This is a genomic window from Billgrantia tianxiuensis (assembly GCF_009834345.1).
In the GTDB taxonomy this organism is placed as follows: Bacteria; Pseudomonadota; Gammaproteobacteria; order Pseudomonadales; family Halomonadaceae; genus Halomonas; species Halomonas tianxiuensis.
The window spans coordinates 4,217,546-4,235,470 of record NZ_CP035042.1 but is presented as its reverse complement, the minus strand read 5'-3'; the positions used below and the strand labels follow the sequence as shown (position 1 = coordinate 4,235,470).

Sequence of the window (17,925 nt, the reverse complement as noted above, 5' to 3'; positions counted from 1 at the left end):
TCGTTGGGGCCAAAGCCACGTGGTTTGCAAGGGCTAGAGACATGAACAAGGCCCCGTCCACTTCTCTTCCCGTATCGCCGGACAATGCGTTTTCTCCGTTGCGGCAGACCCTCTTCGCCGTACTCTGGGCGGCCACCATCATCGGCAGCATTGGTAGTTTCGTGCGTGATGTCGCCAGTGCTTGGTTGATGACGGATCTATCTTCCTCGCCCGCGGCTGTCGCGATGGTGCAGGCTGCTGCTGCACTGCCGATTTTTCTCTTGGCGATTCCGGCAGGTGTGCTTTCCGATATGCTTGACCGGCGTAAGCTGCTGATCGGCGTTCAGCTTCTGCTTGCTGGTGTCAGCGTTTGCCTTGTCATCTTATCGCTTACGAATCAGCATTCTGTAACATCGCTGATAATGCTCACTTTTATAGGAGGCATCGGCGTTGCTCTGATGGGGCCAACTTGGCAAGCTATTGTTCCTGAACTGGTAGACAAGAAAGACTTCAAGAACGCAGTGGGACTCAACTCGCTGGGGATCAACATTGCCCGTGCCGTAGGTCCTGCGTTGGGCGGCCTGCTACTGGCCAGTATGGGGGCAGCGTTTACCTATGGAGTAGACGTTCTAAGCTATGTATTTGTGATTGCTGCACTGATTTGGTGGAAACGGCCAGCAACGCAACGGGATGCCCTATCCGAACGTTTTCCAGGCGCTTTCCGGGCCGGGCTACGCTATGCCCGAGCCAGTCGTGAGCTGCATGTAGTTCTGCTGCGCGCCTTTCTATTTTTTGCGATGGCCAGCTCAGTCTGGGCACTGCTGCCTCTAGTAGCGCGTCAGTTACTGGAAGGTGGCCCAAGCTTCTATGGCATATTGCTTGGAGCTGTTGGCCTGGGGGCAATCGGAGGGGCTATTGTGATGCCTCGCCTGCGTATGTATCTTAGCGCCGATGGTCTACTTCTCACCTCGGCTTTAGTCACTTCGGCCGTCATGGTGTTGCTATCTCTGGCACCACCTAAATGGCTTGCAGTGTCTTCTCTATTAATCCTTGGGGCCGCTTGGATTACTGCACTGACGACGCTCAATGGTGTGGCTCAAGCCATTCTTCCTAACTGGGTGCGTGGCCGCTCTCTAGCGGTGTACCTGACGGTGTTTAATGGTGCCATGGCTGCTGGAAGTTTGACATGGGGGATAATCGCCCAAGGGATTGGCGTGCCGTTGGCGCTACTATCTGGCGCGGTCGGACTAGCGGCGATCGGATGTGTTGCACATCGTATCAAGTTGCCCAAGGGCGAATCCGACTTAGCACCGTCCAATCACTGGCCCGAGCCGCTAACGGCCACTCCAGTCGAGTATGACCGTGGACCGGTACTTATCCAAATAGAGTATCGAGTCGCCCCGGAAGATCGTTCAGCTTTTCTGAAAACATTGGCTAGGCTCTCGGCTGAAAGGCGGCGCGATGGCGCCTATGCGTGGGGAATTACCGAGGATTCCGCCGATCCCTGCCTGATGCTGGAATGGTTCCAAGTCGAATCCTGGGCCGAGCATCTGCGCCAACACAAGCGCGTTTCTAAATCAGCCGCCGATATTCAAGAGGAAGTTCTGCGTTTCCATCAAGGAAAGGAAGGTCCGGTTGTGCGCCATTTCCTGACTTTCAATTATCCACATGAAGGACGAGCGTGAGACTTTGTTCAAGGGGGTAAGTTCTGAGTATTGGTAGTTCTGTTAGATGCTATAGAAATAACAGGCTCCTGATGGCTATGGTTTATGGGGCGCATGTTGAGTTGTTTGCCGGGTAATTCAACAAGGAGAAAGCAATGTCTGGTACACCCGAAGCCTCTTTTTCCATTGAGCATGAAGCTGGCGATACCAAAGGGCGCTATATGGTCAAGCTCAATGGAATTAAAGCAGAGATGACCTACTCGAAAGCAGGTGGATCGGTGATTATTATTGATAGCACCGAAGTGCCTGATGCCATGCGTGGGCAAAAAGTGGGTGTGGCGCTAGTGTCTCAAGCGGTGGAGGATGCTCGCTCTTTGGGTAAGAAAATCATGCCGTTATGCCCATTTGCAAAAGCACAGTTTGCACGCCCTCAGAGTGGCGCGATGTGTTGCTGTAAGGTGCTCGCCACATTTACCTGCCCCTCATTTTGGAGAAAAACCATGAGTTGGATGCCTGATTTAGAGCCAAAGTGCCCATCCGTCGGTAGTTTGAATGACATAGAGACACTGATTGTTCCTCGCGCACGAGACTTGGGTGGTTTCGAGGTGCGTCGTGCGCTGCCTGCCCCAAAACGGCAGATGGTAGGGCCGTTCATTTTTTTCGATCAGATGGGGCCAGTCGAATTCCTTAAGGATGAAGGCATTGATGTTCGCCCACACCCCCATATTGGTCTGGCCACAGTTACTTATCTATATCAGGGAGAGTTTCAGCACCGTGATAGCTTGGGTACTAATCAAATAATTCGTCCTGGTGCGGTTAATTGGATGGTGGCGGGTAATGGAGTCACCCATTCGGAGCGCACCAGTGCTATCACTCGTCAGAGCAAGCACTCGGTATTGGGGGTGCAAACCTGGGTTGCGCTTCCCGAAGCTGATGAAGACCAGCCTGCCAGCTTCGAGCATCATGGCGAGGAGTCTCTACCGGTGCTGGAAGGTGAGGGTAAAGAAGTGCGCCTGATTCTAGGCACGGCCTGGGGAGAGCGGGCACCGGTGCAGACCTTCTCTGAAATGTTTTATGCGGATGCGATACTGCAGCCAGGTGCAAAGCTCCCGTTGCCGGATGGCCATGAAGATCGTGGTATTTATGTCATGTCTGGTAGTGTCGTTGTCGCAGGGGAAACCTTCGGCGCTGGCCGTATGATGGTGTTCCGGCCAGGCGACCCTATAACCATTGGGGCTGGTGAGGCTGGAGCTCGATTAATGTTGCTGGGAGGTGAAACATTAAATGGTCCTCGTTATATCTCCTGGAATTTCGTCGCTTCTTCCCGGGAAAAACTTGAGGATGCCAAGCAAGCATGGGTAGAGGGCGATTTTGAACATGGTCGCTTTCGCCTTCCGCCGGGCGATGACGCTGAATTTATCCCTTTCCCTGGACAGTCTGGAAAATGAAACCGAAAAAGTTAGCTGCCTAGGGTAAGGTGCGTGGAAAGCAACGCCCCGCGGCGGGGCAGGCTGAGCGAAGCGTCATGCCACTGCTGGGCTTCGCTATTTGCACTTTCCTTGATGTAGCTCCCTATCCGCTGCATGCTGAGGCCTATACTCGGTATTGAGGACTGCGCAATGGGTGTGAAGACATTTGCCTGGGTGCTGCTGGCACTGGGACTGGTGCTGGCGGTATTCGGCTGGCAGTCGTGGAATCCGGTGGCATTCGTGGGAGTGGCGCTGGCCGCGGTGGGTATCGTGGTGCTGGCCACGTCGGGGCGTCGCCCAGGCGGCTGAGCGTTCGCGCAGGTATGATCCAGGCCTGACATTCCCCGGGCTTGGGCTTATGATAGTGAGAGCCACAGTCCTTCTCCCCGCCCGGGGCGAAGGGCTGTTTTTGTTGCATGGCCGGCAGCCACTATTGCAAAGAGCGGCGCTGCCGGTGCCAAGGAGGTCGTATGTCGTCCCGTCCCCCCATCATCATCAACCGCCTGGATGCGGAGCGGCTGCAGCGCCTGATCGATCAGGCCAGTGATAAGGATCGTTTCGTCGCCGACTGCCTGGAAGAGGAGCTCGAGCGCGGCGAGGTGATCGATCCCGAGGAGATCCCGACGGACGTGGTCAGCATGAACAGCCAGGTGCAGTTCACCGATCTGACCCGTAACCGGCAGATGATACGCACGCTGGTCTATCCCCATGCGCTGGCGAGCACCGAGGACGGTATCTCGGTGATGGCGCCGATCGGCGCCGGGCTCATCGGCTTGCGCATCGGTGATGAGATCGACTGGCCACTGCCGGATGGCAGCAAGACGCGCCTGCGTATCGATGCCATCCTGTGGCAACCCGAGCGGGAAGGTCAGTTCCACCGCTGAGCCGACGCCGTCGTCGCCCACGAATCGTAGAGGAGCAGGGGATGCCGCTTTCCTTATGGATGTCACTGGTCGCCGTGTGCGCCATGGGTGCGATGTCACCGGGGCCGAGCCTGGCCCTGGTGCTGCGCCATACGCTCGGCGGCGGGCGCATGCCCGGCATCGTCGCGGCGCTTTCCCACGCCCTCGGGGTGGGCTTCTATGCCCTGCTCACGGTGCTTGGGCTGGGGGCGCTTATCGTGCGCTTCCCCACGCTGTTCCAGGCGATTACCTGGGGCGGGGCGGCCTACCTGGCCTGGCTCGGGATCAAGGCGCTGCGTGCCGGCAGGGCCGCGGCGCTGGAGGCCTCCGGTGTGGCCACGACGCGTCGCCAGGCGGCCCGCGAGGGGATGCTGGTGGCACTGGGCAATCCCAAGCTGATCCTGTTTTTCGTCGCCCTGCTGAGCCAGTTCGTCACGCCCGACATGTCGCTGTTGGCCAAGGCACTGATCGTACTCACGGCGATGATCATCGACGGGGGCTGGTACGTGCTGGTGGCGGTTTCGCTGACACATTCGCGCGTCCTGCCCTGGCTGCAGGTGCGGGCGCACTGGATACACCGCATTACCGGCGTGATGCTGCTGGCCCTTGCGCTGCGGGTGGTGATCGGCCCGCTCGGTTGAGCAGCAGCGTTGACAAGCGAGCCGGTCCATCTTCAGGGATGATGGTAGTCTCAGGATAATTCGAGAGCGAGCCTCCCTGATGAACCTTTTGGCGGATGTGGAAGAGGAGCGGGCACTCGCCATGGTGCTCGACGAGGATCCCGACGTGGTGGCGATCCTCTCGCTGCAGCTGCATGTACTGGGGCTCGAGAGCCGTTGTTACCGCCGTGCCGATGCCCTGTTGGCAGAACTCGATGAGTGTGCGCCGCAGCTGGTGATCATGGGGCTCGAGTTCGACGACCCGGATGGCATCGAATTGCTGCGGCTGCTGGCCGAGCAGCGCTTCGCCGGCTGGGTGCTGTTGCTTGGCGGCGTCGAGCGCAAGATTTCACGCATCGCCGAGCGGGTCGGCCACACCTTGGGACTACAGATGCTCGGCTCGCTGGACAAGCCGATGCGGCTGGCCGAACTCCGCCAGCGCCTCGATCGGCTGCGTCCCGGTGGCAAGCCTGCCATCGCGCCCGAAGACAGCCCATTCTTTTCCGCCGAGGAGCTGGAGTCCGCGCTTCAGCGCCATGAACTCACCGTGCACTACCAGCCGCAGTTCGAATTGATCAGCGGGCGCCTCAGTGGCGTCGAGGCGCTGGTGCGCTGGGCGCATCCTGCCATCGGCCTGATTGGCCCGGCGAACTTCCTGCCGATGCTGACCGCCCAGCAGAGCCGGCGTCTGACCTGCCATGTACTCGAGCAGGCGCTAGCCGATGCCAGGCGTTGGCGCGAACAGGGGGTATTGCTGTCGATCTCGGTGAACGTTACCGCCGATGACCTGATGGAATCGCACTTGCCGGCATTGAGTCGCAAACTGGCACCGAAGGATTCCCCCCTGGTGGTGCTCGAGATCACCGAGACGGCGGCCATGAACGATGAGCTGCTGGGGTCGGAGATCGCCGCGCGGCTGCACCTGAGCGGCATGGAGGTGGCGGTGGACGACTTCGGCGTCGGTTTTTCGTCGCTGGCCCGCTTGCAGATGTTGCCGATCAGCGAACTCAAGATCGATCGCAGCTTCATTCGCCACGTGCAGCAGGACAGTCAGGACGCGGCGATCGTCGAGGCCATCGCGCTGCTCGGCCGTCGCCTGGGTATCCGCGTGGTGGCCGAGGGCGTCGAGGAACTCGACTGCCTGCCGACGCTGGCCCACTACGGCTGCACTCACGTGCAGGGCTTCGGCCTGTCACGACCGGTGCCTGCCGAGGAGATTCCGGCGCTGGCGTCCGCTCAATCGCCGATTCGTGCCAGGATCGCCGCTAGCGGCGAGCCGGCCGGCAATACGCCATAGGCGGGACTGGCCTCCACCCCCAGCCGCGAACGGCAGAAGGTCTCGGCCACCTCGCCGGGAGCATGGCGCAGCAACAGCGCGGCTTGCATGCCTTGGGCCAGGCGCTGAGCCAGCCAGCGGGCACGTGGCTCGAGTTCTTCGGCAGGTAGCGCCAGGTCATGCTCGAGCCCGGCCAGGGCCAGATCGAGGTCCTGCTGCATGCCCTGGGCCGCGCGCAACTCGCTGCGCAGGGCTTCGATCGATTCAGGGTGGCGCGCCAGTACCCGCAGCAGGTCCAGGCAGATCACATTACCCGAGCCCTCCCAGATCGAATTGACCGGCGCCTCGCGGTATAGCCGCGCCAGGGGCGTCTCCTCCACGTAGCCGATGCCGCCCAGGCACTCCATGGCCTCGGCCATGAATCCCGGGCCGCGCTTGTTGTGCCAGTACTTGGCGAGCGTCGGCAGCACCCTCGCCAGGGCGGTCTCGTGGGGTTCGCCGCGGGTGTCGCCGTCGAAGGCGCGGGCGGCGCGCAGCACGAGCGCCAGGCCGGCTTCCACCTCCAGCGCCAGGTCGGCGAGCACCGCCTGCATCAGCGGTTGCTCCGCGAGTGGCCGGCCGAAGGCGTGGCGCTGGCGCACGTGGCGCCATGCTTCATCCAGCGCTTGGCGCATCATGCCAACCGGCGCGGTGGCGGCATCCAGCCGGGTCTGCTGCACCATGTCGATGATGGTGGCCACGCCGCGGCCGGGCTCGCCGACGCGCACGGCCCAGGCGCCGCGATACTCGATCTCGGCAGAGGCGTTGGCGCGGTTGCCGCATTTCTCCTTGAGCCGCTGGATCTCGATGGCGTTGCGCTCGCCATCCGGCGTGAAACGCGGTGCCAGGAAGCAGGTCAGCCCTTCGTCGGTCTGGGCCAGGGTAAGGAAGGCGTCCGACATCGGCGCACTGCAGAACCACTTGTGGCCGGTCAGCCGCCAGCCCTCGCCGTTGCGCTCGGCGCGGGTGGTGTTGCGGCGCACGTCGCTGCCGCCCTGTTTTTCGGTCATGGCCATGCCGAAGGTGAGGCCGCGCTTCTCACCAGCGGGCAGGGCGCGAGGGTCGTAGGCGCTGGCCAGCAGGCCCGGGGCCCATTCGCCTTCGACCTCGGGGCTGCGGCGCAGTACCGGCATGGCGGCATGGGTCATGGTCACCGGGCAGCAGAAGCCCGGCTCGGCCTGGGTCAACAAGTAGAGGGCAGCGACATGAGCCTGGTGTCCGCCTTTTCCCTCTTCGTGCCAGGCCACGGCGTGCCAGCCGCCCTCCAATGCCAGACGCATCAGCTCGTGGTAGGCCGGGTGATAGCGCACTTCGTCCAGGCGGCGGCCGTGACGATCGAACAGGCGTAGCTCCGGCGGGTGGTGATTGGCGGCCTCGCCGAGTTCCTGGATGCGAACGCTGCCCGTTTCGCGGCCCAGCGGTACCAGGCGTTCGGCCACCCAGGTCGGGGCCTCGCGCTGCAGCGCTTCGCGCAGCGGCAGGTCTCCGGCCAGCAGGTCCCGGTCGCCGGCGGGTTCGGGCTGGTTGGTCACATCATGAGTGGCCAGGCGGCTACGGGGGGCATAATGGCGCATGTCACCTGTCCTCGTATGCGTTTTCCCGGAGGGAGTCCTATCGCAGCATGGCCAGTCGTACGAGAGTGGTCAACGCTGCGGGCGTGACGAGGGTGGCGCTTCCCGGTAGGCTGGGAGGCCGGCGCGGGACGGCCGAAGATTGGGTTGCCCTGGTGCACGGAGTGGTGCTACGTGTAAAACGTGGCGTGGGGAAAAGCGACAGCAAGGCGGGCAGAGCATGGCCATCCACGAACACGAGTGCCGCACCTTCCGCGGCGAGCCCTTCAACCTGCGTGCCCTGCAGGGGCAGGTGCTGTTGATCGTGAACGTGGCCAGCCGCTGCGGTTACACGCCTCAGTTGGGAGAGCTGGAGCGTCTCTATCGCCGCCACCGCGACCGTGGCTTCACCGTGCTCGCTTTTCCCTGCAACCAGTTCGCCCGCCAGTCGCCGGAAACGGCACTCGATTTCTGCGCCTTCAGTACGAGCCAGTACGGCGTGACGTTTCCGCTGATGGAGAAGGTCAAGGTCAACGGTCCCGGGGCGCACCCGCTGTTCGCCGAACTCAAGCGCGAGGCGCCGGGACTGCTGCACACCAAGGTAATCAAATGGAACTTCACCAAGTTCCTGGTGGCGCGAGACGGCAGGGTGTTGCGGCGCTTCGCACCGCGGGAGAGCGGTCAAGAGCTGGAGCGTGAGCTGGAACAGGCGCTGGATGAGGACTTCCAATCCAATTCAGGAGTGCGGTGACTCGCCGCGCTCCATCATCACGCGAGCCATCAGTTCGTTCCAGCGATGCCGGGTCATCATCGTGGTCAGTCCCGAGAACAGCGCCCAGGTCTTGCGTCGCCACCCCTTGAGCCGCAGGTTGTGCGACACCAACTGCTGCATCAGCCGGTAATCGTCGAAGTCGCGCCACTTGCCGGCGATTGACATCTGGTTGCGTGCCAGTACCGGGGCCAGCTCGAGACGAAAGATCCACTCCAGTTCGTGCAGGCTCAGGTCGTGGCGCTGGATCACTTCCACCATATGGGCGAAGTCGCGCTCGCTGGGCTCTCGGTCCAGCCACAGCGGAGCCAGCGCCAGCCACAGCTCGCCACGTTCATCCACCAAGCTTTGGGCATCCATCGTGCTCTCCTGTGCGGGGCCGGGGTTGCATCGTGCCCCAGCTGCCGGCATCGCTCAAGTGCGGACAGATGGAGACGTGGCCGCTAGAATGTCGCCACTGCTCATTCGTATCGATCCGGCGCCTGCGAGGCGTTGGCACACCAATAACGAGGTATGTCGTGATCATCAAACCCAAGGTTCGCGGTTTCATCTGTACCACCACCCATCCGGTCGGCTGCGAGAAGAACGTGCTCGAGCAGATCGAGGCCACCCGGGCGCGCCAGTTCGACAAGGCTAACGGGCCGAAGAAGGTCCTGGTGGTTGGTGCCTCCAGCGGATATGGCCTGGCGGCGCGCATTACCGCGGCGTTCGGTTACGGTGCCGATACCCTGGGCGTGTTCTTCGAGAAGCCCGGCAGCGAGAAGAAGCCTGGCACCGCCGGCTGGTACAACGCCGCCGCCTTCGACAAGTTTGCCAAGGCCGAGGGGCTCTACAGCAAGTCGATCAACGGCGATGCCTTCTCCCACGAAGCGCGCGAGAAAGCCATCGAATTGATCAAGCAGGACATGGGCCAGGTCGACCTGGTGGTCTATTCGCTGGCCTCGCCGGTGCGCAAGCTGCCCGATTCGGGCGAGCTGAAGCGCTCCAGCCTCAAGCCGATCGGCGAGACCTATCGCGCCACCGCCATCGACACCAACAAGGACACCATCATCGAAGCCGAGGTCGAGCCCGCCACCGAGCAGGAGATCGAGGATACCAAGGCGGTGATGGGCGGCGAGGACTGGGAGCTGTGGATCGATGCCCTGGACAAGGCCGGCGTTCTCGCTCCCGGTGCCCGCAGCGTGGCGTTCAGCTATATCGGCACCGAGATCACCTGGCCGATCTACTGGCACGGCGCCCTGGGCAAGGCCAAGGAGGATCTCGACCGCGCCGCCGGTGAGATCGACGCCAGGCTCAAGGCCAGTGGCGGCGGTGCCAACGTGGCGGTGCTCAAGTCGGTGGTGACCCAGGCCAGCGCGGCGATCCCGGTCATGCCGCTCTACATCGCCATGGTCTACAAGGTGATGAAAGAGAAGGGCCTGCACGAGGGCACCATCGAGCAGCTCAACCGCCTGTTCGGCGAGCGCCTCTATGGAGGTGAGTTCACCACCGACGAGGCTGGCCGCCTGCGTCTGGACGACTGGGAGCTGCGTGACGACGTGCAGCAGGCGTGTAAGGATCTGTGGCCTCAGGTGACCACCGAGAACCTGTTCCAGATCACCGACTATGCTGGTTACAAGCACGACTTCCTGAAGCTGTTCGGTTTCGAGCGCGACGACGTCGACTACGACGCCGATGTGAACCCGGACGTGGATTTCGATGTCGTGACGTTATAGGGCAACACTGCACAACTGCCTGCGCGAGCGAATCGCTGCGTTGCGCGGTGCTCGGAATCCTCACCTATACCCCATAGGCTCCGGTTCCTGCGCTCCGTGCGCCTTGCGCTTCATCTCTCTCGGCGATTTGTGCAGCGTTTCCCTCAGGCCCGTCATTGCGGAACCCTGTTTCCCGACGGGCGAATCCAGTGCCAATGGGGAGGTGCCTCATGGATACCCGGGAGAGCAAGACGCCGCAAGAAGAGTACGAGCATCTCAGGGAAGTGAGAATGCCCGAGGACTACGAGCACCCCGAGCCCGATGCCGAGCAGCCGGAGGCCCAGCGTCCGGCGAAGGGCTGGCACTGGTTGCTGTTGGCGGTGGCCGTTGTCACCGGGCTATTCCTGGCCTACCGGTTGATGTCGGTGGCCTGGCTCTGACGCTTTTCTCATGCCTCACGGTACGCCCCGTAGCGGTTCAAGCTACGTGGCGTCGCTGATTCGGGTATTGCCGACGCTGCCGATCAAGTACCATTTCTGCTCCGCTTCGGCGTATGGCGCTGTGCAATGCCCGATATTTCGCCTCCCTCTTACCACAAGGCCGACTCCCGCTGGGTCGGTGTGCTGACGTTGCCGGGCTTTTCCCTGCTGGCGCAGGCCTGCGCGCTGGAGCCGCTGATGGTGGTCAACCAGTTGGCCGGGCAGCGGCTCTATCGTCTCCAGGCGTTCACTGCCGCGGGCAAGGAAGTGGCCAGCATGGCCGATATCAGCCAGGCGGCCGGCACGCCCTTCGAGCTGGCTTCCAGCGAGCTGGACATGCTGATCGTGTGTGCCCCGAGCCCGCTGCCCGCCATGCACGAGCATGCTCTGCTCGGGCATCTGCGGCTGCTGGGACGCAGCGGTGTGGTGCTGGTCGGGGTCGGTGGGGGCACCGAGCTGTTGGCCCGTGCCGGTATGCTGGACGGTTACCGTGCCACCTTGCCCTGGCAGCGCTTCGCCGCCTTCACCCGCGCCTTTCCCCGCGTGCGCCTCACCCAGCAATTGTTCGAGATCGACCGCGACCGCCTCACCTGCGGCGGCGGCACCGCTGCGATGGACATGATGATGACCTTGATCGCCTCCCATCATGGCAGTGAGTTGGCCGAACGCGTCTCCGAACACTTCGTGCTGGAGCGGGTGCGCATGGCCGACGAGCCGCAGCAAGTACCGCTGCGCTCCCGACTGGGACATGCCCCGGCATCGCTGGTGGATGCGGTGATGCTGATGGAGGCCAACATCGAGGAGCCCCTGACCACCCATGAGCTGGCCGAGCACCTGGGCATCTCGCGGCGTCAGCTCGAGCGGCTGTTCAAGAAATACCTGCAGGCGGTGCCGGGTCGCTACTACCTCGACCTGCGCCTGAAGGAGGCGCGGCGCCTGCTGCGCGAGAGCGACCTGCCCGCCGGCGAGATCGCCATGAAAACGGGCTTCTCCTCGCCCGCACACTTCTCCACCGCCTACCGTAACCATTTCGGCGTCACGCCCCGCGAAGAAAGGTTGTAGCCGGGCGCATGTGAAACGAGGCCAGGAGGGCGGGTGTTGCCTCTCATCAACAGCCTTTTATACAAATCGGGGTCCCATAGCTGAAAGCCGGCGTCGGCCAGGCTCCTTATACTCGACTGACATCACTGCGTTGCTATCACCCCCTTTGCAGGAATGGAGACCGAGATGAGCCATACCCCGACCCGCGCCGACTTCGACCGGTACATGGTGCCGAACTACTCCCCCCAGAAAGTCATTCCGGTGCGCGGCGAGGGTAGCCGGCTGTGGGATCAGGAGGGGCGCGAATACATCGACTTCGCCGGCGGCATCGCCGTGAACTCCCTGGGGCACTGCCATCCGGTGCTGGTGAAGGCCCTCACCGAGCAGGGCAACAAGCTTTGGCACCTCTCCAACGTCTACACCAACGAGCCCTCGCTCAAGCTGGCCAAGACCCTCGTGGAGCGTACCTTCGCCGACAAGGCCTATTTCTGCTCCTCGGGTGGCGAGGCCAACGAGGCGGCGCTGAAGCTGGCGCGGCGTTGGGCGCACGACAACTTCGGCGAGCACAAGCATCGCATCGTGTCGTTCTATCAGTCCTTCCACGGCCGCACCTTCTTCACCGTCAGCGTCGGTGGTCAGCCCAAGTACTCCCAGGGCTTCGGTCCGGTGCCGGGCGGTATCGTCCACGGCGAATTCAATAACCTCGACAGTGTGCGCGAGCTGATCAATGACGACACCTGTGCCGTGATGGTCGAGCCGATGCAGGGCGAGGGCGGCATCACTCCAGCCACCCAGGAGTTCCTGCAGGGGCTGCGCGACCTGTGCGACGCCCACGATGCGCTGTTGATCTTCGATGAGGTGCAGACCGGCGTGGGCCGTACCGGCTCGCTCTACGCCTACATGGAGTACGGCATCGAGCCGGACATCCTCACCAGTGCCAAGGCGCTGGGCGGCGGCTTCCCCATTGGCGCCATGCTCACCACCGACCGGGTCGCCCCGGCGCTGGCCATCGGTACCCACGGCTCCACCTACGGCGGCAACGCCCTGGCCTCGGCCGTGGCCCTGGCTGCGGTGGAGCACATCGACACGCCGGAAGTTCTCGGCGGCGTCAAGCAGCGCCATGACCTGTTCCGCGAGCATCTCGAGGCGATCAACCGCAAGTACGGGGTATTCAAGGAGATCCGCGGCATGGGCCTGCTGATCGGCGCCGAGATGACGCCCGAGTACGAAGGCCGGGCCAAGGACATCCTGCCGCTGGCCATAGAGGAGGGCGTGATGGCCCTGATTGCCGGTCCCAACGTGCTGCGCATGGCGCCGTCGCTGGTGATCCCCGAGGCCGACATCGCCGAGGGCATGGCGCGGCTGGAGCGTGCCATCGAGCGGCTGGTGGCGGCCGGGTGAAGGCTGGCCGAGCCATGCGCGACACCGCCAATCGACCAGGAGATCCCACCATGATGGTCGTACGCCCCGTTCGGCCGGCCGACCTGCCGGCCCTGGAGCGGCTGGCGGGCTTGGCCACGCCGAGCCTGACCAACCTGCCGGCCCATCGCGACCGCCTCGAGGAGCGCATTGCGCGCTCGAGGCAGTCATTCGGGCGCGAGGTGGACTTTCCCGGCGACGAACACTACACCTTCGTGCTCGAGGATCTCGAGCGCGACGAGGTCGTAGGCACGGCCACCCTGCGCGCCGAGGCCGGCGCGCGGGAGGCCTATTACACCTACCGCCAGGAAACCCTGATCCACGCCTCGCAGCAGCTCAACGTGCGCCGCGAGGTGCAGACCCTGTCGCTCTCCCACGAGGTTTCCGAGACTACCCAACTGTGCGCCCTGTCGCTGGATCCGCGCTACCGCGGTACCAGCGCCGAGAGCCTGCTGCGCCGCGCGCGACTGATGTTCATCGCCCAGTACCCCGAGCGATTCGCCGAGGTGCTGGCGATGGCGTTTCCGGGCTATCTCGACGAGCAGGGCGAGTCGCCGTTCTGGAACAGCGTGGGGCGCCACTTCTTCGTCCGCGACTACCACGACATCAACTACCTCGCCGGGGTGCGCTCGAAGAGCTTCATCGCCGAGGTGATGCCGCAGTTTCCGCTCTACCTGGCGCTGCTCACGCCCCAGGCGCGGGCCGCCATCGGCCGCGAGCACCCCGCCCATGAGGCGGCCATGGCCGAGATGCTGGCCGAGGGCTTCATGCGTTCGCGTCATGTCGATCTGTTCGACGCGGGTCCGGTGATCAAGGGCGAGCGTGATCGCCTGCACACCTTCCGCCGCGCCGCCTGGCATCCGGTACGGGTGCGGCCGGCCCATGCGCTGCCCGACGCCGAGCCGGCGATGATCGCCAACCAGCGCCTGGCCGAGTTCCGCTGCGTGGTGGCCCGCTATGCGCTGTCGCCAACCGGCCAGTTGATGCTATCGCCGGAGCACGCCGAGCTGCTCGGCGTGGAAGAGGGGCGGGCAGTACTGGCCGCGCCGCTGGCGCTGCCGTCCTCCGGCGAGGACGAACCGGGCTTCGACGAGGGAGAGCTGTGATGCGTATTCGACCGATTGCCGAGGGCGACCTGGACGAACTGCAGAAGATCGCCCGCGAAACCGGGGTCGGCTTCACCTCGCTGCCCGACAATCGCGAGTTCCTGAGCGACAAGATTGCCGCCGCCGTCGCTGCCTTCGAGCAGCGCACGCCAGTCGAGCGGCGCAACTACTTCTTTGTGCTCGAGGACGAGGCGAGCGGTGAGCTGGCCGGCTGTTGCGCCATCGAGAGCCAGGTGGGGCGCGAGGTGCCGTTCTATCACTATCGCCTGGGCACGCTGGCCCATTCGTCGGTGCAGCTCGACCTGCATCGCACCATCGACACCCTGTTCCTCAGCTCCGACCACACCGGCGACGCCGAGGTGGCTTCGCTGTTCCTGCGGCCGCAATACCGCGGCAAGGAGCGCTCGCACCAGCGCAATGGGGCGCTGCTGTCGATGATGCGCTGGCTGTTCATGGCCGAGTTTCGCGACCAGTTTCCCGACAAGGTGCTGGCCGAGATGCGCGGCGTATTCGACGAGCGTGGCAAGAGTCCGTTCTGGGAGTGCCTGGGCAGCCATTTCTTTCCCATGGACTTCGACGAGGCCGACCGCCTCACTGGGCTGGGCCAGAAGAGCTTCATCGGCGAGCTGATGCCCAAGTTCCCGATCTACACGCCGTTTCTCTCCGACGAGGCGCGGGCCTGCATCGGTCAGGTCCACCGCGACACCCGCCCGGCGCTGGTCATGCTCAAGCAGGAGGGGCTGCGTTGGGAAGGTTACATCGACATCTTCGATGGCGGACCGACGGTAGAGGCCTACATCGATGACGTACGCGCGGTGCGCAAGTCGCGTTGCTGCCGGGTCGAGATCCGTGCCAGCGACGAGCCGCCCCCCGCACGCCCGCGCTGGCTGGCGGCGAGTACGGTGATGGCCGACTTCCGTGCCGCCTGGGTGTCTCACGGCCCCGACGAGGAGGGCACCCTCACCCTGAGCGAAGCGGAGGCGCAGCGGCTGGGCGTGGTGGCCGGTGATTCCCTGCGCGTACTGGATACCGAGGAGACTTCATGAAAGCAATGCAACAGCTGATGATCGGCGGCAGCTGGCAGCCGGGCGAGGCAACGCGCTTCACCAAACGCGACCCGGTCTCCGGCGAGGCCCTGTGGCAGGGCGCGGCAGCCAGCGACGGCCAGGTAGCGGCGGCGGTAGAGGCCGCTCGCGGCGCCTTCCCGGGCTGGGCCCGGCTCGGCTTCGCCGAGCGCCTGAGCGTGGTGGAGCGCTTCCGCGAGCTGCTCGAAGCGCACCGCGAGGATCTGGCCCGCGCCATTGCCGGCGAGACCGGCAAACCGCTGTGGGAGGCGCGTACCGAGGTGGGCGCGATGATCGGAAAGGTGGCGATCTCGGCGCGTGCCTACCAGGAGCGCACCGGCGAGCGCAGCCGCGACGTCGGCGATACCACCGCCGTGCTGCGTCATCGCCCGCATGGCGTGATGGCAGTGTTCGGCCCCTACAACTTCCCCGGTCACCTGCCCAATGGACACATGGTACCGGCGCTGCTGGCGGGTAACACGGTGGTGTTCAAGCCCAGCGAGCAAACCCCGCTGACCGCCGATCTGACCCTGCAGTGCTGGCAGCAGGCGGGCCTGCCCGCCGGGGTAATCAACTTGGTGCAGGGCGCCGCTCCGGTGGGCCAGGCGCTCTCTTCGCACCCGGGCATCGATGGCTTGCTGTTCACCGGCAGCGCCCGTGTGGGCGGCCTGCTCAACCGCCAGTTCGCCGACCAGATGGAGAAGATTCTCGCCCTGGAGCTTGGTGGCAACAACCCGCTGGTGGTCAAGGACGTGCACGACCAGGACGCCGCGGTGCTCACCATCCTGCAATCGGCCTTCCTCTCCGGCGGGCAGCGCTGCACCTGTGCCCGGCGCCTGATCGTACCCGAGGGCCAGGTCGGCGACCATCTGCTCGATGCCCTGGTCGACGCCATCGCCCGCCTGCGGGTGGCGGGACAGTTCGAGGAGCCGGCGCCGTTCTACGGCGGCCTGGTCAGCCAGGAGGCGGCCCAAGGGTTGCTCAAGGCCCAGGACGAGCTGGAGGCGCTGGGTGGCGTGGTGCTGTCGCGCATGGAGTGCCTGCAGGAGGGCACCAGCCTGCTGTCGCCGGCACTGATCGACGTCACCGGGCTCGACGTGCCCGACGAGGAGCACTTCGGCCCGCTGCTCAAGGTCTATCGCTACCACGACTGGGACGAGGCCCTGCGGCTCGCCAACGATACCCGCTACGGCCTGGCCGCCGGGCTGATCGGCGGCGAGCGCACCGACTGGGACGACTTCCTGCTGCGCATCCGCGCCGGCATCGTCAACTGGAACCGCCAGACCACCGGCGCCTCCGGCGACGCGCCCTTCGGCGGTGTGGGCATCAGCGGCAACCATCGCCCCAGTGCCTATTACGCCGCCGATTACTGCGCCTACCCGGTGGCCTCGATGGAGGCCGAGACCCTCACCCTGCCCGACAACCTGCCGCCCGGAGTGGTGTTATGAGCCAAATGACGAACACCGACTACCGGGAAGTCAACTTCGACGGCCTGGTGGGGCCGACCCACAACTACTCGGGCCTGGCCCACGGCAACGTGGCCTCGATGCGCCACGGCGGGCTGGTTTCCAATCCCCGCGAGGCGGCGCTGCAGGGGCTGGCCAAGATGAAGGCGCTGATGGATGCCGGTTACGCCCAAGGCGTGCTGCCGCCCCAGCAACGCCCCGACCTCGGTGCGCTGCGCTCGCTCGGCTTCACCGGCAGCAACCGCGAGGTGCTGGCGCGGGCGGCCGAGGAAGCCCCCCAGGTGCTGCGCGCGGTGTGCTCGGCCTCGAGCATGTGGACGGCCAACGCCGGCACGGTGACACCGAGCCGTGATGCGCCGGACGGCCGGGTGCACTTCACCCCGGCCAACCTGCAGTCGAGCTTCCATCGCTTCCTCGAACCGGAGACCACCGGTCGCGTACTGGCGGCGATCTTCCGCAACGAGGCGCACTTCGCCCATCACCCGGTGTTGCCGGCCACGCCGGCCTTTTCCGACGAGGGCGCGGCGAACCACACGCGGCTATGCGGTGAGCATGGCGATGCCGGTGTTCATCTGTTCGTCTACGGCCGCCAGGCCTTCGGCGGGGACCCCGCCCATGAGCCCAAGCGCTTTCCCGCACGCCAGACGCTGGAAGCGAGCCAGGCGGTGGCACGCCAGCATGGGCTGGCCGCGGCGCAGACGGTGTTCGCCCAGCAGCACCCCGAGGCCATCGATGCCGGCGTGTTCCACAATGACGTGATTGCGGTGGGCAACGGACCGGTGCTGCTTTACCACGAGATGGCCTTCCTCGATGAGCAGGCAACGCTGGATGAGCTGCGCGCCAAGATGGCCACCCCCCTGATTCCGGTGCGTGTGCCCAGCGAGGCGGTGAGCATGGATGACGCCGTGGCCTCCTATCTGTTCAACTCGCAGCTGCTGAGCAACTCCGACGGCAGCATGACCCTGGTGGTGCCCGGCGAGTGCCAGGAGCGCGAAGCGGTGTGGCGCACCATCCAGGATCATCTGCTGGCCGGCCACAATCCCATCGGTGAAGTGATCGTCAAGGACGTCAAGCAGAGCATGCGCAACGGCGGTGGCCCCGCCTGCCTGCGCCTGCGGGTGGTGCTCTCCGCCGAGGAGCGCACCGCGCTGACCGGCCGCGTGCTGCTCACCGACGCGCTGCACGACGAGCTTGCCGCCTGGGTCGAGCGCCACTACCGCGACCGCCTGGCGCCCGACGACCTGGCCGACCCGCAGCTGGCTGACGAAACCCTCACCGCACTGGACGAGCTCACTCGCATCCTGCAAATTGGTTCGGTCTACCCCTTTCAGTTGAGATCTTCCAGTTGA

Annotated in this window: 17 protein-coding genes; 15 read left to right on the top strand and 2 right to left on the bottom strand. The window is 64.4% G+C overall.

Features of this window, described 5'->3' with window-relative positions; genetic code table 11:
- Nucleotides 1-41: 41 nt before the first annotated feature.
- The 6 genes from EKK97_RS19720 to EKK97_RS19695 all read left to right on the top strand — a co-directional run bounded on the left by EKK97_RS19720 (nucleotide 42) and on the right by EKK97_RS19695 (nucleotide 5,970).
- Entirely contained in the window at nucleotides 42-1,664 is a 1,623-nt protein-coding gene (locus EKK97_RS19720) for an MFS transporter (RefSeq protein ID WP_159554546.1), read from the top strand.
- A gap of 134 nt (nucleotides 1,665-1,798) precedes the next feature.
- The gene (locus EKK97_RS19715) at nucleotides 1,799-3,091 is read left to right on the top strand and encodes a pirin family protein (RefSeq protein ID WP_159554544.1); all 1,293 of its coding nucleotides are present in this window, start codon (nucleotides 1,799-1,801) and stop codon (nucleotides 3,089-3,091) included.
- A 171-nt stretch (nucleotides 3,092-3,262) separates the two neighbouring features.
- On the top strand, nucleotides 3,263-3,421 hold the full coding sequence (locus EKK97_RS19710) for a hypothetical protein (protein ID WP_159554542.1): 159 nt from the start codon (nucleotides 3,263-3,265) through the stop codon (nucleotides 3,419-3,421).
- A 161-nt stretch (nucleotides 3,422-3,582) separates the two neighbouring features.
- Nucleotides 3,583-3,996, top strand: a complete 414-nt coding sequence (rnk, locus tag EKK97_RS19705) for a nucleoside diphosphate kinase regulator (RefSeq protein ID WP_159554540.1) — start codon at nucleotides 3,583-3,585, stop codon at nucleotides 3,994-3,996.
- A gap of 41 nt (nucleotides 3,997-4,037) precedes the next feature.
- Complete coding sequence (locus tag EKK97_RS19700) at nucleotides 4,038-4,655, top strand: LysE family translocator (protein ID WP_159554538.1); 618 nt, start codon at nucleotides 4,038-4,040, stop codon at nucleotides 4,653-4,655.
- A 79-nt stretch (nucleotides 4,656-4,734) separates the two neighbouring features.
- Nucleotides 4,735-5,970: an EAL domain-containing response regulator gene (locus EKK97_RS19695; RefSeq protein WP_159554536.1), complete on the top strand. Its 1,236-nt coding sequence runs from the start codon at nucleotides 4,735-4,737 to the stop codon at nucleotides 5,968-5,970.
- On the opposite strand, the gene EKK97_RS19690 is transcribed toward EKK97_RS19695, so the two are convergent.
- Nucleotides 5,910-7,562: an acyl-CoA dehydrogenase family protein gene (locus EKK97_RS19690; RefSeq protein WP_159554534.1), complete on the bottom strand. Its 1,653-nt coding sequence runs from the start codon at nucleotides 7,560-7,562 to the stop codon at nucleotides 5,910-5,912. The genes EKK97_RS19695 and EKK97_RS19690 overlap by 61 nt on opposite strands.
- 217 nt (nucleotides 7,563-7,779) lie before the next feature.
- Here EKK97_RS19690 and EKK97_RS19685 point away from each other — a divergent pair, with 217 nt between their 5' ends.
- Nucleotides 7,780-8,289, top strand: coding sequence for a glutathione peroxidase (locus EKK97_RS19685; RefSeq protein WP_159554532.1), 510 nt, complete (start codon nucleotides 7,780-7,782; stop codon nucleotides 8,287-8,289).
- On the opposite strand, the gene EKK97_RS19680 is transcribed toward EKK97_RS19685, so the two are convergent.
- Nucleotides 8,275-8,667, bottom strand: a complete 393-nt coding sequence (locus EKK97_RS19680) for a DUF7079 family protein (RefSeq protein WP_159554530.1) — start codon at nucleotides 8,665-8,667, stop codon at nucleotides 8,275-8,277. The genes EKK97_RS19685 and EKK97_RS19680 overlap by 15 nt on opposite strands.
- Nucleotides 8,668-8,825: 158 nt before the next feature.
- Here EKK97_RS19680 and fabV point away from each other — a divergent pair, with 158 nt between their 5' ends.
- The 8 genes from fabV to astB all read left to right on the top strand — a co-directional run bounded on the left by fabV (nucleotide 8,826) and on the right by astB (nucleotide 17,925).
- Complete coding sequence (gene fabV, locus EKK97_RS19675) at nucleotides 8,826-10,022, top strand: enoyl-ACP reductase FabV (protein WP_159554528.1); 1,197 nt, start codon at nucleotides 8,826-8,828, stop codon at nucleotides 10,020-10,022.
- Nucleotides 10,023-10,231: 209 nt separating this feature from the next.
- Nucleotides 10,232-10,441: a hypothetical protein gene (locus EKK97_RS19670; protein ID WP_159554526.1), complete on the top strand. Its 210-nt coding sequence runs from the start codon at nucleotides 10,232-10,234 to the stop codon at nucleotides 10,439-10,441.
- A gap of 126 nt (nucleotides 10,442-10,567) precedes the next feature.
- Nucleotides 10,568-11,542 (top strand): GlxA family transcriptional regulator, encoded by a 975-nt coding sequence (locus tag EKK97_RS19665; RefSeq protein ID WP_201296941.1) that lies wholly within the window; start codon nucleotides 10,568-10,570, stop codon nucleotides 11,540-11,542.
- A 165-nt stretch (nucleotides 11,543-11,707) separates the two neighbouring features.
- Complete coding sequence (locus EKK97_RS19660; RefSeq protein WP_159554524.1) at nucleotides 11,708-12,922, top strand: aspartate aminotransferase family protein; 1,215 nt, start codon at nucleotides 11,708-11,710, stop codon at nucleotides 12,920-12,922.
- Between the two features lie 50 nt (nucleotides 12,923-12,972).
- Complete coding sequence (locus EKK97_RS19655) at nucleotides 12,973-14,046, top strand: arginine N-succinyltransferase (protein ID WP_159554522.1); 1,074 nt, start codon at nucleotides 12,973-12,975, stop codon at nucleotides 14,044-14,046.
- Nucleotides 14,046-15,092 carry an arginine N-succinyltransferase gene (gene astA, locus EKK97_RS19650; protein ID WP_159554520.1) on the top strand — a complete coding sequence of 349 codons (1,047 nt, stop codon included), beginning with the start codon at nucleotides 14,046-14,048 and terminating at the stop codon, nucleotides 15,090-15,092. Before EKK97_RS19655 ends, astA begins: the two co-directional genes overlap by 1 nt.
- Nucleotides 15,089-16,558, top strand: a complete 1,470-nt coding sequence (gene astD / locus EKK97_RS19645) for a succinylglutamate-semialdehyde dehydrogenase (protein WP_159554518.1) — start codon at nucleotides 15,089-15,091, stop codon at nucleotides 16,556-16,558. Before astA ends, astD begins: the two co-directional genes overlap by 4 nt.
- Nucleotides 16,555-17,925 (top strand): N-succinylarginine dihydrolase, encoded by a 1,371-nt coding sequence (astB, locus tag EKK97_RS19640; protein ID WP_159554516.1) that lies wholly within the window; start codon nucleotides 16,555-16,557, stop codon nucleotides 17,923-17,925. The genes astD and astB overlap by 4 nt, the downstream gene beginning before the upstream one ends.

What these genes read in the sequence shown, in the direction of transcription:
- EKK97_RS19720 (WP_159554546.1), top strand. Translation starts at nt 42, where the DNA reads ATGAACAAGGCCCCGTCCACTTCTCTTCCCGTATCGCCGGACAATGCG.
- EKK97_RS19715 (WP_159554544.1), top strand. Translation starts at nt 1,799, where the DNA reads ATGTCTGGTACACCCGAAGCCTCTTTTTCCATTGAGCATGAAGCTGGC.
- EKK97_RS19710 (WP_159554542.1), top strand. Translation starts at nt 3,263, where the DNA reads ATGGGTGTGAAGACATTTGCCTGGGTGCTGCTGGCACTGGGACTGGTG.
- rnk (WP_159554540.1), top strand. Translation starts at nt 3,583, where the DNA reads ATGTCGTCCCGTCCCCCCATCATCATCAACCGCCTGGATGCGGAGCGG.
- EKK97_RS19700 (WP_159554538.1), top strand. Translation starts at nt 4,038, where the DNA reads ATGCCGCTTTCCTTATGGATGTCACTGGTCGCCGTGTGCGCCATGGGT.
- EKK97_RS19695 (WP_159554536.1), top strand. Translation starts at nt 4,735, where the DNA reads ATGAACCTTTTGGCGGATGTGGAAGAGGAGCGGGCACTCGCCATGGTG.
- EKK97_RS19690 (WP_159554534.1), bottom strand. Translation starts at nt 7,562, where the DNA reads ATGCGCCATTATGCCCCCCGTAGCCGCCTGGCCACTCATGATGTGACC.
- EKK97_RS19685 (WP_159554532.1), top strand. Translation starts at nt 7,780, where the DNA reads ATGGCCATCCACGAACACGAGTGCCGCACCTTCCGCGGCGAGCCCTTC.
- EKK97_RS19680 (WP_159554530.1), bottom strand. Translation starts at nt 8,667, where the DNA reads ATGGATGCCCAAAGCTTGGTGGATGAACGTGGCGAGCTGTGGCTGGCG.
- EKK97_RS19670 (WP_159554526.1), top strand. Translation starts at nt 10,232, where the DNA reads ATGGATACCCGGGAGAGCAAGACGCCGCAAGAAGAGTACGAGCATCTC.
- EKK97_RS19665 (WP_201296941.1), top strand. Translation starts at nt 10,568, where the DNA reads ATGCCCGATATTTCGCCTCCCTCTTACCACAAGGCCGACTCCCGCTGG.
- EKK97_RS19660 (WP_159554524.1), top strand. Translation starts at nt 11,708, where the DNA reads ATGAGCCATACCCCGACCCGCGCCGACTTCGACCGGTACATGGTGCCG.
- EKK97_RS19655 (WP_159554522.1), top strand. Translation starts at nt 12,973, where the DNA reads ATGATGGTCGTACGCCCCGTTCGGCCGGCCGACCTGCCGGCCCTGGAG.
- astA (WP_159554520.1), top strand. Translation starts at nt 14,046, where the DNA reads ATGCGTATTCGACCGATTGCCGAGGGCGACCTGGACGAACTGCAGAAG.
- astD (WP_159554518.1), top strand. Translation starts at nt 15,089, where the DNA reads ATGAAAGCAATGCAACAGCTGATGATCGGCGGCAGCTGGCAGCCGGGC.
- astB (WP_159554516.1), top strand. Translation starts at nt 16,555, where the DNA reads ATGAGCCAAATGACGAACACCGACTACCGGGAAGTCAACTTCGACGGC.